This window comes from Microbacterium sp. str. 'China', assembly GCF_002993305.1.
In the GTDB taxonomy this organism is placed as follows: domain Bacteria; phylum Actinomycetota; class Actinomycetes; order Actinomycetales; family Microbacteriaceae; genus Microbacterium; species Microbacterium paraoxydans.
Map to the genome: position 1 here is coordinate 1,599,116 of NZ_CP027434.1, position 14,479 is coordinate 1,613,594.

Annotated in this window: 13 protein-coding genes and 1 tRNA gene; 12 read left to right on the forward strand and 2 right to left on the reverse strand. The window is 70.8% G+C overall.

Features of this window, described 5'->3' with window-relative positions; translation table 11 throughout:
- The first annotated feature begins 67 nt into the window (after positions 1-67).
- From C6C15_RS07630 to C6C15_RS07670, 9 genes are all read left to right on the forward strand, one after another.
- Positions 68-1,603 (forward strand): MFS transporter, encoded by a 1,536-nt coding sequence (locus tag C6C15_RS07630; protein WP_105949736.1) that lies wholly within the window; start codon positions 68-70, stop codon positions 1,601-1,603.
- Positions 1,604-1,685: 82 nt separating this feature from the next.
- Positions 1,686-2,729 (forward strand): 3-isopropylmalate dehydrogenase, encoded by a 1,044-nt coding sequence (locus C6C15_RS07635; protein ID WP_105949737.1) that lies wholly within the window; start codon positions 1,686-1,688, stop codon positions 2,727-2,729.
- 62 nt (positions 2,730-2,791) lie between these two features.
- Positions 2,792-3,892: a branched-chain amino acid aminotransferase gene (locus tag C6C15_RS07640; RefSeq protein WP_062634807.1), complete on the forward strand. Its 1,101-nt coding sequence runs from the start codon at positions 2,792-2,794 to the stop codon at positions 3,890-3,892.
- A gap of 190 nt (positions 3,893-4,082) precedes the next feature.
- Entirely contained in the window at positions 4,083-5,063 is a 981-nt protein-coding gene (locus C6C15_RS07645) for a hypothetical protein (protein ID WP_060922667.1), read from the forward strand.
- 115 nt (positions 5,064-5,178) lie between these two features.
- On the forward strand, positions 5,179-5,958 hold the full coding sequence (locus C6C15_RS07650; RefSeq protein ID WP_105949738.1) for a fumarylacetoacetate hydrolase family protein: 780 nt from the start codon (positions 5,179-5,181) through the stop codon (positions 5,956-5,958).
- The gene (locus C6C15_RS07655) at positions 5,955-7,214 is read left to right on the forward strand and encodes an MFS transporter (RefSeq protein WP_105949739.1); all 1,260 of its coding nucleotides are present in this window, start codon (positions 5,955-5,957) and stop codon (positions 7,212-7,214) included. Before C6C15_RS07650 ends, C6C15_RS07655 begins: the two co-directional genes overlap by 4 nt.
- Positions 7,211-7,975, forward strand: coding sequence for a class I SAM-dependent methyltransferase (locus C6C15_RS07660; protein WP_105949740.1), 765 nt, complete (start codon positions 7,211-7,213; stop codon positions 7,973-7,975). Before C6C15_RS07655 ends, C6C15_RS07660 begins: the two co-directional genes overlap by 4 nt.
- Before the next feature lie 29 nt (positions 7,976-8,004).
- Entirely contained in the window at positions 8,005-9,510 is a 1,506-nt protein-coding gene (gltX, locus tag C6C15_RS07665; RefSeq protein WP_060923184.1) for a glutamate--tRNA ligase, read from the forward strand.
- Positions 9,511-9,610: 100 nt separating this feature from the next.
- A tRNA-Gln gene (locus C6C15_RS07670) sits at positions 9,611-9,682 on the forward strand.
- Positions 9,683-9,743: 61 nt separating this feature from the next.
- Here the strand turns inward: C6C15_RS07670 and C6C15_RS07675 are convergent.
- Both C6C15_RS07675 and C6C15_RS07680 read right to left on the reverse strand, forming a co-directional pair.
- Positions 9,744-10,592 carry a class II glutamine amidotransferase gene (locus C6C15_RS07675; RefSeq protein ID WP_105949741.1) on the reverse strand — a complete coding sequence of 283 codons (849 nt, stop codon included), beginning with the start codon at positions 10,590-10,592 and terminating at the stop codon, positions 9,744-9,746.
- Positions 10,593-10,681: 89 nt separating this feature from the next.
- Positions 10,682-11,476, reverse strand: a complete 795-nt coding sequence (locus tag C6C15_RS07680) for a hypothetical protein (protein WP_105949742.1) — start codon at positions 11,474-11,476, stop codon at positions 10,682-10,684.
- Between C6C15_RS07680 and C6C15_RS07685 the strand changes: the two genes are divergently transcribed.
- The 3 genes from C6C15_RS07685 to C6C15_RS07695 all read left to right on the forward strand — a co-directional run bounded on the left by C6C15_RS07685 (position 11,435) and on the right by C6C15_RS07695 (position 14,438).
- Positions 11,435-12,838: an MFS transporter gene (locus C6C15_RS07685; protein WP_324970202.1), complete on the forward strand. Its 1,404-nt coding sequence runs from the start codon at positions 11,435-11,437 to the stop codon at positions 12,836-12,838. The genes C6C15_RS07680 and C6C15_RS07685 overlap by 42 nt on opposite strands.
- Positions 12,839-12,847: 9 nt before the next feature.
- A complete protein-coding gene (locus C6C15_RS07690; RefSeq protein WP_060923369.1) occupies positions 12,848-13,354 on the forward strand; it encodes a hypothetical protein in 507 nt (168 codons plus the stop codon).
- Positions 13,355-13,427: 73 nt separating this feature from the next.
- Complete coding sequence (locus tag C6C15_RS07695) at positions 13,428-14,438, forward strand: DNA topoisomerase IB (protein ID WP_062634787.1); 1,011 nt, start codon at positions 13,428-13,430, stop codon at positions 14,436-14,438.
- Positions 14,439-14,479: the final 41 nt, after the last annotated feature.

Below are 14,479 nucleotides of genomic sequence, written 5' to 3' on the forward strand. Positions count from 1 at the left end.
CGGCATCTGTTACTATACCAGCCGGACGGTTTAGTAACGAGCGGTCCGCAGGAAGGAAAGGTGTTCCATGACCCGTACTGCGTCGATCCCGACGACAGAGACGGAAGCTCCCCGCGTCGGGGCTCGGGGGTGGGCGGCGCTCGTCGTCCTCATGCTCCCGGTGCTGCTGGTGTCAGTGGACAACACGGTGCTGAGCTTCGCGCTGCCCGAGATCTCGATCTCGCTCGCGCCGAGCGGGGCCGAACAGCTGTGGATCATCGACGTCTATCCGCTCGTGCTCGCCGGACTCCTGGTGACCATGGGGACACTCGGCGACCGCTTCGGGCGTCGTCGTCTGCTCCTCATCGGCGCCACCGGTTTCGCCGTGGTCTCCGCGCTGGCCGCCTTCGCGCCGACCGCGGGCCTGCTCATCGCCGCCCGCGCCCTGCTCGGCTTCTTCGGCGCCATGCTGATGCCGTCGACCCTGTCGCTGCTGCGATCGATCTTCCAGAACCGCGACCAGCGCCGCATGGCCATCGCGGTCTGGGCGTCCGCGTTCTCCGCCGGATCCGCGCTCGGCCCCATCGTCGGCGGCTTCCTCCTCGAGCACTTCGCGTGGGGTTCGGTGTTCCTCATCGCCGTCCCCGTCCTCATCCCGCTGCTCATCGCCGCGCCGCTGCTCGTGCCGGAGAGCCGTGACCCGAACCCGGGCCGCATCGACCCGCTCAGCATCGCCCTCTCGATGGCCGCGATGATCCCGGTCGTCTACGCCATCAAGTCCTTCGCGGTCGACGGTCCGTCGCTCTACGCCGGGGGATGGGCGCTGCTCGGCCTCGTGATGGGGGCGCTGTTCGTGCGCCGTCAGCTCCGCGCCGACACCCCGATGCTCGACATGGCGCTGTTCCGCCGCGGGTCGTTCTCGGGGGCGATCCTGGTGAACCTGCTCAGCGTCGTGGCCCTCGTCGGGTTCCTCTACTTCGTGTCGCAGCACCTGCAGCTCGTGCTGGGACTCTCGCCGATGGTCGCGGGCCTCGCGCTCGTGCCGGGGATGGCCGCCATGATCGTCGCCGGACTCACGGTGGTACCGATCTCGCGGCGGGTTCCGCCGCACGTGCTCATCCCGGCGGCGCTGGTGTTCTCCGTCGCGGGGTACCTCATCGTCGCCTTCACGACGCACGCGCACGGCGTGGCACCGCTCATCCTCGCCTTCGTCGTCCTCGGCATCGGCATCGGTGCGGCCGAGACCATCTCGAACGAACTCATCCTCTCCAGCGCCCCCGCGGCGAAGGCCGGTGCCGCGAGCGCGGTGTCCGAGACGGCGTACGAGCTCGGCGCCGTGCTGGGGACCGCGATCCTCGGCGGCATCATCACCGCGTTCTACCGCGGCGCGCTGGTGCTGCCCGAGGGGCTTCCGGCCGAGGTGGCCCGCGCGGCGCAGGAGACGCTGGCCGGCGCGTACACCGCCGCCCACGAGCTCCCGGCCGCGCTCGGCGACGCCCTGTGGCAGGCGGCGGCCGACGCGTTCGGCTCGGGAGTCACGGTCACGTCGCTCATCGGTGCGGGCCTCGTCGTCGTCGCGGCGGTCATCGCGGCCGTCACACTGCGCAAGGCACCCACGCACTGACCACTACGCTGGGGGGACCGGCCCGTTCGACCCGCGGTCGCGCCGCGGCCGGTCCACCCCCGTGCAGTGCGCAAGGAGTCTCATGTCGCGTGTCGTGAAGCTGGCCGTCATCCCGGGTGACGGCATCGGTCCCGAGGTCATCGCCGAGGCGGAGAAGGTGCTCGACGCCGTCACCGCCGACAGCGCCGTGACGTTCGACAAGACCCGCTTCTCGCTCGGTGCCGGCCGGTACCTCGAGACCGGCGACACGCTCACCGACGACGACCTCGCCGCGATCTCCGCACACGACGCGATCCTCCTCGGCGCGGTCGGCGGCACGCCGGGCGACCCGCGCCTGAAGGACGCGAACATCGAGCGCGGACTCCTGCTGAAGCTCCGGTTCACCCTCGACCACTACGTGAACCTGCGTCCCTCGAAGCTCTTCGCCGGAGCGCCCGGTCCGCTGTCGGACCCGGGCGAGGTCGACTTCGTCGTGGTCCGTGAAGGGACGGAAGGGCCTTACGTCGGCAACGGCGGAGCGATCCGGAAGGGGACACCGCAGGAGGTCGCGAACGAGACGTCCGTGAACACGGCGTTCGGCGTCGAGCGGGTCGTCCGTTACGCCTTCGCGCTTGCCGAGCGCCGCCGTCAGAAGCTCACCCTCGTGCACAAGACCAACGTGCTCGTGCACGCCGGTGCCATCTGGCAGCGCATCGTGAACGAGGTCGCCGCCGAGCACCCTGACGTCGCCGTCGACTACCTGCACGTCGACGCCGCCACCATCTTCCTCGTCACCGATCCCTCGCGCTTCGACGTGATCGTGACGGACAATCTCTTCGGTGACATCCTCACCGACCTCGCCGGCGCCGTCACGGGCGGCATCGGCCTCGCCGCCTCGGGGAACATCAACCCCGATGGCGCCTTCCCGTCGATGTTCGAGCCCGTGCACGGCTCGGCTCCGGACATCGCGGGCCAGCAGAAGGCCGACCCGACCGCCGCGATCCTCTCCATCGCGCTGCTGCTCGACCACCTCGGCCTGACGGCCGAGTCGGCGCGTGTGAGTGCCGCGGTCGAGGCGGACATCGCCGCCCGCAGCGGTGCCCGCACCACCGCGGAGATCGGCTCCGCGATCACTGCCCGTCTCTGAGCGGCGGGCGTAGGCTGACAGGGCGCGAGGATGCGCCCACCCCACGAGGATTGGATGACGACATGACGACGATCGACGCCGAGACGAGCGTGGCTCCCCTGGAGTTCGCCGTGACGAAGAACCTGAACGCGGCCTCGCCGGCACGCGTCGCCGAAGTGCTGGAGAACCCCGGTTTCGGGGTCGTCTTCACCGACCACATGGTCGACATCTGCTGGTCGGCCAAGGGCGGCTGGCACCGTCCGCGCGTGCAGCCCTACGGCCCGATCCCGCTCGACCCCGCGGCGTCCGTGCTGCACTACGCGCAGGAGATCTTCGAGGGCATCAAGGCCTACCGGCACGCGGACGGTTCGATCCACACCTTCCGTCCCGACCGCAACGCCGCGCGCCTTCAGGCGAGCGCCCGCCGCCTGGCGCTGCCGGAGCTGCCGACGGAGTACTTCATCCAGTCGCTGCGAGAGCTCATCGCCGTCGACGGCCGCTGGGTGCCCTCCGGCGCCGACCAGAGCCTGTACCTGCGGCCGTTCATGTTCGCCAAGGAGGCCTTCCTCGGTGTGCGCGCGGCGCAGAAGGTCGCCTACTACGTGATCGCGAGCCCCGCGGGCGCCTACTTCACCGGAGGCGTGAAGCCCGTGCGTATCTGGCTCTCCGAGGACTACGCCCGCGCGGGACGCGGTGGCACCGGCAAGGCGAAGACGGGCGGCAACTACGCGTCCAGCCTTCTGCCGCAGGCCGAGGCCAGTGCGAAGGGCTGTGACCAGGTCGTGTTCCTCAACGAGAACCGCGATGTCGAGGAGCTCGGCGGCATGAACGTCGTGTTCGTGTTCAAAGACGGTCGTGTCGTGACGCCGGAGTCGGACAGCATCCTCGAGGGCATCACGCGCGACTCGCTGCTGCAGCTCGCCGAGGACCGCGGCTACACGGTCGAGAAGCGTCCGATCTCGATCGACGAGTGGCGTGAGGGCGTGGCCTCCGGTGACATCGTCGAGGTGTTCGCCTGTGGCACGGCCGCGGTCGTGACCCCGATCGGCGCGCTCGTGGGCGAGGGCTTCGACGAGCCGCAGCCGCTGGGTGAGCTCGCGCTGTCGCTCCGCGAAGAGCTCACCGACATCCAGTACGGGCGCCGCGAGGACAAGCACGGCTGGCTGCTCCGCCTCGACGCCTGATCCGATTCCCCGAGACCCCGTCTCCCCGCCGACACCCCGCCGTGTCGCCGCGTGGAAGGCGGGGTCTCGGCGTGTACCCGGGGTCTCGCGCGCGGGGACGGTTCCTGCACAATGCGGGGGCAGTGGGGGGAAGAGGGGCGGGGGGTGTGGAGAACGAGAGGTGAGGGAGCAGGCGGGGGAGAGTGAGGGGATGTCGCGGCGCCTCTCGTTCTCCGAAGCCTGGGATCTCGTGCGATCGCGGGAGGAGGTCCTCGACACGGGGGTCACGGAACGGGAACTGGGAGAGGCGGTCGCGCACGGCAGGCTGCGACGGGTGCACCGGGGGGCGTATGTCGACGCGGAGGTCTGGGACGCGCTGTGGCCGGAGGGGCGACAGCTCGTGCGGGTGTGCGCCGTACGACGGGCCAGCGCCGGCGGAGGTCCGGTGTTCTCGCACCTCTCCGCGGCGGCGCTCTGGGGGCTGCCGCTCGTGGGGCCGATCCGGGACGACGTGCACACCGCAATCCGCAGCCGTCGGCACAGCCGGACCGAGGCCGGGGTCGTCCGACACCAGATGGCGCTCGACGAGGGCGACATCGTCCGGCGGTACGGGCTCCGGTGCACGTCGTTGATCCGTACCGTGTTCGACCTCGCGAGGCTGCTGCGCCCCGAGGCCGTCGTCGCGGCCGGGGACGCGGCGCTTCGGATGGTCTCGATCGACGGACACGAGGTCGACCACGATGAGGTCGACGCTTGGCGGGCCGAGGTCGACCGGCTGTGTACGGCGGGGCTCCGGGGCGTGCGGCGCGCGCGGTGGATCGGAGCCTTCGCGGACGGACGGGCGCAGCTTCCGGGCGAGAGCGTGAGTCGCCTCCAGCTCCACCGACTCGGCTTCCGGGACATCGGTCTGCAGATCCCCGTCGTCGGCTCTGACGGCGCGCGGTACTTCGCCGACTTCGGCTTCCCGCGGTCGCGGGCCTTCGGGGAGTTCGACGGGGAGGACAAGTACCGGGATGCGGAGCTGCGGACGACGCCCACGACGACCGATGCGGTGATGGCGGAGAAGCACCGCGAGGACGAGATCCGCGGGGTCACGGGGTGGCGGGTGGTGCGGTGGGGCTCGCGGCACATCCGCACCCCCGAGGACCTCGGGCGCCGGCTCGCCGCGTTCGGCATCCATCCGCCCGGCTGAGGTCGGTTGAGCCCCCGGGGTCGCGTCGAGACCCCGCCTCACCTGCGCACGCAAGGCGGGGTCTCGACGAGAAAGCGGGGTCTCGACGGGGGAGCAGGGGATCTAGGGTGGAGGGATGAAGATCGCCCGGTTCAGCCACGACGACGCCATCATGTACGGGATCATCGACGACCGCGAGCTCGTGGTCCTGGCCGGGGACCCGATGTTCTCCGGGTACGAGACCACCGGCGCCCGCATCCCGCTGACCGAGGTCACGCTGCTCGCGCCCGTGATCCCGCGCTCCAAGGTCGTGTGCGTCGGGAAGAACTATCACGACCACGCCGCCGAGATGGGGGGAGTGGCCCCCGAGGAGCCGCTGCTGTTCCTCAAGCCGAACACCGCCGTGATCGGCCCCGACGACGCGATCGTGCGTCCCGTCGCCCTCTCCGAGCGGACGGAGTACGAGGGCGAGCTCGTGGTCGTGATCGGGCGGATCGCCAAGAACGTGAAGGCGGAGAACGCCCTCGACCACGTGCTCGGCTACACCATCGGCAACGACGTCACGGCGCGCGACCTGCAGCGCAAGGACGGGCAGTGGTCGCGGGCGAAGGGCTTCGACACGTTCTGCCCGCTCGGCCCCGTGATCGAGACGGACTTCGACCCCGCACAGGCCACGATCGAGACGCGGGTGAACGGCGAGGTCCGCCAGCACGCCCCGCTCACCGACATGATCCACTCGGTCGCCGCGATCATCGAGTACGCCTCCGCGGTGTTCACGCTCCTTCCGGGCGACGTCATCATGACGGGCACTCCCGCCGGCGTGGGCACGTTCGAGGCGGGCGACACGGTGGAGGTCGAGATCTCCGGACTCGGCATCCTCCGCAACACCGCGCGCGACGCCGCTCCCGCGTCATGACCGAGGTCGCCCTCACGGCGACGCAGCAGCAGGCGGTGCAGCGCCGCACCGTGCTCGTGCTCTCGCTGGGGCAGGTGCTCGGCGGCATCGCCTTCGGAGCCACCGTGTCGCTCGGTGCGCTGCTCGCCGCGGACATCTCCGGCAGCGACGCGCTCTCCGGACTCGCGACGGCGTCGGTGACCCTCGGGGCCGCGGTCTGCGCGATCCCGCTCGCCCGGATGGCCGCGCGGCTCGGACGGCGTCGCGCGCTCACCCTCGGCAACCTCTTCGCCCTCATCGGCATCGCCGTGGTGATCCTCGCAGCATCCGTGCGCGTCTTCCCGCTCCTGCTCGTCGGCATCCTGCTGATCGGTGCGGGGAACGCGGGCAACCTGCAGTCCCGGTTCGCGGCCACGGACCTCGCGGCCCCGCAGCATCGTGGGCGCGACCTCTCGATCGTCGTGTGGTCCACGACGATCGGCGGCGTGGCGGGGCCGCTGCTGCTCGGTCCGGGGGAGATCGTCGGCCAGGCGATCGGCATGCCGCCGCAGACCGGCTCGTACGTCTTCTCGTTCGTGGCGCAGTGCGCGGCTCTGGCGCTCTATCTCGTCGCGCTCCGACCCGATCCGCTTCTCGCCGCGCAGCGACTCGCGCAGGCGGCGGCCGCCGCGACGAGCGCCGCCGTGGCGGACCGCCCGCGCGTGGCCCGCTACGCGGTCTTCGCGATCGCGGGGTCGCACGTGGTGATGGCGTCGGTCATGGCGATGACCCCCGTGCATCTGTCCCACATGGCGCACGGCGCCCACGGTGCGGCCGCGACCCCGGCCGACGTCTCAGCGCTCGTCGGGATCACCATCGCGCTGCACGTCGGCGGCATGTACGCGCTCTCGCCGGTGTTCGGCGTGCTGGCCGACCGCTGGGGGCGGCTGCGCGTGGTGCTGCTCGGGCAGGCTCTGCTCGGCGGCGCCCTCGCCTTCGCCGTCTTCGCGGGCACCGAGGCGTGGGGTGTCATGGTGGCGCTCATCCTCCTCGGCCTCGGGTGGAGCGCCGCCACGGTCGCCGGCGCCGCCCTGCTCACCGAGGCCTCGGCCCCCGACGTCCGCACGCGGCGGCAGGGACGCAGCGACTCGCTGATGAGCCTGTCGGCCGCCGCCGGGTCCGTCCTCGCCGGCGTCGTGCTGTCGAACTTCCAGTACGCCGGGCTCGGCATCGCGGCCTCCGTGCTCGTCCTCGCGATCGTCGCGCTGTCGCCGCTCGCCCGGAGCAGCGCGCGGTGAAGGCCTGGGGTGGCGTCGGGGAGGCCTATGCCGCCTCGTACGCGGCCCTGTGCGCGGGGACCTTCGACGTCCTCGCCGCCGCCCTCGGACCGGCGGAGGGTCGCAGCCTCCTCGACGTCGGGGCGGGGGAGGGTGGCCTCGCGGTCCGCTTCGCCGGCCTGGGGTGGGACGTCACGGCCTGCGAGCCCGAGCCGACCATGCGCGCCGTCGCCCGCCGGCGGCACCCGACGCTGCGCATCATCGACGGCGGCCTGCCGACGCTGCCGTTCGCCGACCGCGCCGTCGACGCCGTCGTGGCGAACTTCGTGCTGAACCACGTCTCCTCCCCGCGGACCGCCGCCCGGGAGCTGGGGCGGGTTGCACGCGGACCGGTCGCCGCGACGACCTGGACCCGCTCGCCGTCGTGGTTCTGGGCCGAGGTCGTCGAACGCGCGGGGCTGCGGCCCTCTGCGGGGGAGAGGCTTCCGGCGGAGGAGGACTTCGATCGCACCGCGGACGGCTTCGCGGCCATGCTCGTCGACGCCGGGCTCCCGGAGGTGTCGGTCACCGAGCACACCTGGACCTGGCACGCCGACCCGGACGCCCTGTGGGTCTCGGTCGAGGGCGGTGTGGCCGGCGCCGGGGCGCAGTACGCGGGGCTCTCCTCTGCCGAGCGATCCCGGTTCCGTGCAGGGTTCGAGGAGACGGTCGCCGCGCATCGGGTGGGTGCGGTGCTCCCGCTGGAGCACCGCGCGGCCGTGGCGGTCTCGCGCCGGGGCTGACCGGCCCGCACCCGTAGAATCGAAGGGCTATGGCTACTCCGCATCCCCTCACCACGACCGCCAGCGGCGCCGACGTCCGCGTCCGCTTCTGCCCCTCTCCGACGGGGCTGCCGCACGTCGGCATGGTCCGCACGGCTCTGTACAACTGGGCGTATGCCCGTCACAACGGCGGGAAGATGGTGTTCCGCATCGAGGACACCGACGCCGCACGCGACAGCGAGGAGAGCTTCCGCCAGCTCGTGGACGCGCTCACGTGGCTGAAGATCGACTGGGATGAGGGCGTCGAGGTCGGCGGCCCGCACGCCCCGTACCGCCAGTCCGAGCGGCACGACATCTACCGCGAGGTCATCGACAAGCTGCTCGCGACGGGCGCGCTCTACGAGAGCTACTCGACGGCCGAGGAGATCGACGCCCGCAACGAGGCCAACGGCCGCGCGAAGCAGCTCGGCTACGACAACTTCGACCGTGACCTCACCGATGAGCAGAAGGCCGCCTTCCGCGCCGAGGGCCGGCAGCCCGCCCTCCGCCTGCGGGTGCCGGACGAAGACCTCACGTACGTCGACCTGATCCGCGGCGAGGTCACGTTCCCCGCGGGCTCCTTCCCGGACTTCGTCGTCGTGCGCCCCAACGGTGTGCCGCTGTACACGTTCGTGAACCCCGTCGACGACGCGCTGATGGGCATCACCCATGTGCTCCGCGGCGAAGACCTCATGCCGTCCACCGCGCGGCAGCTCTCGCTCTACGCCGCTCTCATCGACGCGGGTGTGACGACGTTCGTGCCACGGTTCGCCCACATGCCGCTCGTGCTGGGGGAGACCGGCAACAAGAAGCTCTCCAAGCGCGACCCGCAGGCCGATCTGTTCCTGCACCGGGAGCGCGGCTTCATCCACGAGGGCCTCCTGAACTACCTCGCGCTGCTGGGCTGGTCGATCGGCCCGGACCGCGACGTCTTCTCGCTCGACGAGTTCATCGCCGCGTTCGACATCGAGAACGTGAACCCCAACCCGGCCCGCTTCGACCAGAAGAAGGCCGAGTCGATCAACGGCGACCACATCCGCATGCTCGACGTGAAGGACTTCGCCGAGCGCACGGTGCCCTACCTCGCCGCGGCCGGCCTGTTCGACGAGCCGACCCACGAGCAGCTCGTCCTCGCCTTCCGCGCGGCTCCGCTGGTGCAGGAGCGCGTGCAGCTGCTGGGCGAGGTGCCGGGCATGCTCGGCTTCCTGTTCCGCGACGAGGTGTCGTACGACGCGGATGCGCTCAAGGGGCTGCCGGCCAACGCCGCCGAGGTGCTGGACGCCTGCGTCACCGCGCTGGAGCCGGTCACCGACTTCACCCCGGAGAAGATCCAGGAGGTGCTGTCGACGGCGCTCGTGGAGAACCTCGAGCTCAAGCCGCGCGTCGCCTACGGGCCGCCGCGTGTGGCCATCACCGGCCGCCGCGTCTCCCCGCCCCTGTTCGAGTCGATGGAGCTGCTGGGCAAGGACGAGTCGCTGCGCCGCTTGCGCGCGCTCTCGGCGTTCCTCGCGAACTGATCCGCGACGCGCCCGAGCGGCGACACGGCACCGGTGGTTTTGGTGATCGGTCGCCGCTCGGGTAAGCTTGACTCTCGGTGCGAGGCTCCGGTTTCGCCCTTGGGGTATGGTGTAATTGGCAACACGGCTGATTCTGGTTCAGTTGTTCTTGGTTCGAGTCCAGGTACCCCAGCACTTCGAAAACCCCCGCTTCGGCGGGGGTTTTTCGTTTCCGGCACGGTGGCCCCAGTTCTTCACGCGGCTTCGAGGAAGGGCTCGTACCGGTAGCCCGCCTCGTCGAGGATCGAGACCGTGGATTCGGGGACCTCTTCGAACGCACCGGGCAGATCGTTCAGCGGCTCGGAGACGATCACGTGCGCCCGGCGACCGAAGACGCGAAGACGTTCCGCATCGGGGTACATCCGACGAAGAGTCTCGATGTCGGTGGAGTGGAAGAGGGAGCGGGAGCGTCCGGCGGTCGAATAGCGGATCGCCCACACGGTGGCGCCGTCGGAGACCGCGAAGGTGCCCTGCACCGGGAAGCGGATGCCATGCTCGTGGCCCACTCGCTCGGCCTCCCGGATGGCCGCCCGCATCCCCGCGATCGGATCGTCCTGCAGGCCGAGTGTCAGGGCGAGGTGGAACAGCACCTCGGAGTCGGTGGTGCCCTGGATCTCCGGGTAGAGGGAGGGATCGACGGCGAGAGTGAGGTCGCGTTTCACTGTCAGGAAGTCCGTCAGGCCGCCGTTGTGCATGAAGAGCCAGTTCGCGTGCCGGAACGGGTGGCAGTTGGTCTGCTGGACCGGCGGCCCGGCGGCTCTCACATGGCTGAAGAACAGCGGGCTGCGGATCATACGGGAGATCTCGCGCAGGTTCAGATCGTTCCAGGCGGGCTCCATGCTCCGGAACAGCGCGGGCCCCGGCGGCTGCCCCGAGTCCTCACGGTTCGACACCGGATACCAGCCGAGGCCGAACCCGTCCCCGTTCACGGTCTCCGCGCCGAGTGGCGAGTCCAGGGACTGCGCCACGAGCGAATGTCGCGCGTCGAGGATCACCTCCGACGGGTGCAGCGGTTCTCCCACGTACGCCAGCCACCGACACATGTCGACACCTCGTCCCCGACCCGATCACGTCTGTGCCCGACGATACGCTCGGTCAGCCTCCCCGGCGAGACCCGCGGATGGCTGACCGGCTACTCGCACTCCCCGAGGAACCCGAGATAGCACACGGCCTCATGCGTGACGGCCGGCTCGGCATCGTCGTTCGAGACCTGGCGCATCGCCGTCTCCGGCGTCCGGGTGAGGTGCCCGAAGTCACCGAGGGAGGCTACGTACATCCCGTCCGCGTCCTCCGCGATCATCCGGTCGATCTCGGCACGGTGCTGGGCGCACAGGTCCGCGGCGGCGGGGACGAGCTCGACCCCGGCGCAGGCGCCCGCGTACTCGGCCTCCATGAGGCCGATGCAGTCCGTCCAGTCCTGGTCCACCGCGCACGGGCTCACGCCGTCGTCGGCGACGAGGTACTTGCCGGTCTCGTACTCCTCGCTGTGGAAGGTCTCGGGCTTCTCCGGCACGTCGACCTTGGTCCAGTGGCGTGCGGTCGTGAACGCGAACACCGTGACGATCGCGGCGATCAGCAGCAGCGCGCCCACGATGCCGAGCGTCACCCAGAGTCCCACCCGGCTCTTCCGGTCCGGGCTCTCCGCGGGCGCGGGGGTCCACGGGGCGGCGACCGGTGCCGGCGGGGGTGCCGCGGCGAATCCCGGCGCGGCGGCGACGGGGAGCTCGTGTCCCCCGAGCGGTGCCGCCGCCGCGGGGGCGGGCGCCGCCGTGGCCGTGGTCGCGAGGAAGTAGTCGTACCAGGCCCGGCTCGCCTGCTCGTCCGCGGCGACCTGCTGCGCCTCGGCGTCGGTGAGCACGAGGCCCCACGCGTCACGGGCCGGTGCATGGGGGAGGGCGGAGCGGAAGTCTTCGAACGACACGGGCATGCTCGCAGAATATCGGCTTCCTCCTCGAGACCCCGGCGGTCATCCGATGTCCCCGGCTCCTGGAACAATGACGAGGTGATCGGTATGAAGTCCTTCTGGAACGCGTTGCCCACCGAGGGGCGCTGGCTGCTGTCGACCGTGGCGATCCAGACCCTCGGGCGGGGGATGACGCTGCCGTTCACGATCATCTACCTCCACGAGGTCCGCGGCTTCGACCTCGGGTTCTCCGGGGCGCTCATGAGCCTCATCGCGATCACGGGGCTCGTCGTCACGGGCCCCGGCGGTACGCTCATCGACCGCTTCGGCGCCCGCCGTGTGCTGATCGTGGGACTGCTCGCGATGATCGCGGGGTGCACGCTCCTCGCCTACGCCACGCATCCCGCCGTCGCGACGGTCGCGGTCGTGCTCATCGGGATCAACTTCGGGGTCTCCTGGCCCGGCTTCAACGCCCTCATCGCCTCGGTGGTCGACGGCGAGGTCCGTCAGCAGTACTTCGGCGTGAACTTCGCCCTCGTCAACCTCGGCATCGGCGTGGGCGGGATCATCGGCGGCTTCTTCGTCGACGTGACGGAGCCGTCGACGTTCACAACGATCTTCCTCATCGACGCGGCCACGAGCCTCATCCCGCTCGCTCTGCTCCTCGGCCCGCTCCGGCACGTGCGCACCCAGGCGGACCCGGACCCGGCCGTGACCACCGAGGGCGGTTACCGGGAGATCCTGCGGCGCCCTGCGGTGCTCTGGATGACGCTGCTGACCTTCTTCTCCGTCTTCATCGGCTACGGACAGATCGAGGCGGGCTTCCCCGCCTACGCCCGTCAGATCGCCCAGGTCTCGACCGCCGTCGTCGGCATCTCGTTCGCGGTGAACACGGCCGTCATCGTGCTGCTGCAGTTCGCCGTCCTCCGGCTCATCACCGGGCGCCGACGCACCAGGGTCATGCAGGTCATGGCCCTCATCTGGGCCGTCTCCTGGGTCATGCTCGGCGCCGCGGGCCTGCTTCCCGACTCGGTCACGGCCGCGATCGCGGTGATCGCGTTCATGGGCGTGTTCGCGTTCGGCGAGACCATGATGCAGCCGACGATCCCGGCCATCTACAACGATCTCGCGACGGACCGCACCCGCGGGCGCTACAACGCCCTCAACTCGGCGGCCTTCCAGGGCGGCGCCATCCTCGGCCCGCTCGTTGCGGGGGTGCTCCTCGGCGTCGGCGTCAGCGGCTGGTTCATCGCGGTCATGGTCGCGGGCAGCATCGCCGTCGGCGTGCTGGCGGCGGTGCTGGAGCGGGTGCTCCCGGCAGCGGCCAACGGCAGCAGCGCCGAGGTCCATCGAACGGACGAGGTCGAACGGACGCCGCCGGTCTAGGCTCCGAGCATGGCCCTCGAACCGCTCTTCCTCCGTCTCGACCGGATCGCGGGTGGGCGGCAGGCCGGCGTGCTGATCAGCGACGCCGGTCGCACCCATCCGCGGACCGTCCGTGCCTTCACGTGGATCCTCTGGCTGCTCGTCGCCGAACTGGTGCTCGGGGTGGGCGCCGTGGTGGTCGCCCTGGTGCTCGCCGCCGACGGCGACAGCGTGCCCTTCGCCGTGTGGATGCGCACCCTCGTGGTGCTGGCGATGACGGCGACGCTGTTCTACTTCGCGTGGCGCGCGCGTCGCGGATGGCGCTGGGCCTACCTCCGGCTGCGACTGTTCGCACAGATCTTCCCGGTCATCACGCTCGTCATGGCGGCGATCCCCGGCCTCTACCCGGTCTGGATGGTCACCGAGCAGATCGTCTTCAGCCTGATCATGATCGGGATCGCGGACTTCCTCACCAGCGACCACATGCGGGCGGTCTTCGCGAAGGACGCCGACGCAGATAGCACGCGGGCAGGGTGAGACGCCACTCCCTTCCCGCCGAGACTGCGGTCACTCCACACTCGGAGGAGCTGCACGGCGGGAGGAGAGACGCATGGCGCGACTGGTGCGAGTGGTACCCGGCCAGGACCCGGGTTTCACACGGAAGCGGACGAGCTCGGGATTCCGGTACGTCGATCCGACGGGGGAGCCGGCGCCCGAGGCGGATCGCGAACGCATCAGCGACCTGGTGATCCCGCCGGCGTGGCAGGACGTGTGGATCGCGGCCGACCCGCTCGCGCACATCCAGGCCGTGGGGATCGACACCGCCGGGCGCAAGCAGTACCTCTACCACCCGCTCTGGCGGGTCTCCCGCGACCGTCGCAAGTTCGTCCGTGCGCTGGACCTCGCCGCGGCCCTGCCCAGCGCCCGGGCGCAGGTCACCAAGGCTCTGAAGGAGGACGGGCAGACGAAGGAGCGAGCCCTCGCGATCGCCTTCCGCCTCCTCGACGACGCCGCGCTGCGGATCGGTTCCGAGCGCTACCTGGCGCGCCACGGCAGCCGGGGCCTGACCACGCTCCGCCGCCGCGACGTCCGCATCGACGGCGGCGACGTCGCCCTCTCCTTCCCGGCGAAGAGCGGACAGACCGCCGCGATCGAGATCACCGACGAATCCCTCGCCGAAGCCCTCACCGACTTCGCGAGCGGTGCCTCGACCGCCTTCCTCCTGGCGTACCGGAAAGGCCGGCGCCGGGTGAAGATCACGCCCGCCGAGGTCAACACGTACCTCAAGGACGTGCTCGGGGCCAGCTTCTCGGCCAAGGACTTCCGCACCCTCCACGGCACGATCATCGCCGCGGACGCCCTCGCCCGCATCGGAGCCCTCGACCGCCGCGGTCAGCGGAACCAGGCCGAACGCCTCGCGGTGCAGGCGGCGGCGACCGCCCTCGGCAACACGACCGCGGTCGCCCGCAACAGCTACATCGATCCCCGCGTGTTCCGGCAGTACGGTCGGGGCCGGACGCTCGATCTCGACGTGACCCCGGAGACGGCGATCCGGCGACTGCTGGGCGGACCGGAGACGTCGCGCAAGGTCAACCGGCGAGGAACAGGGCGGCGCGGCTGAACGCGCCGACGCTCCCCGATCGCCCCCGGGAAGATGCCAGG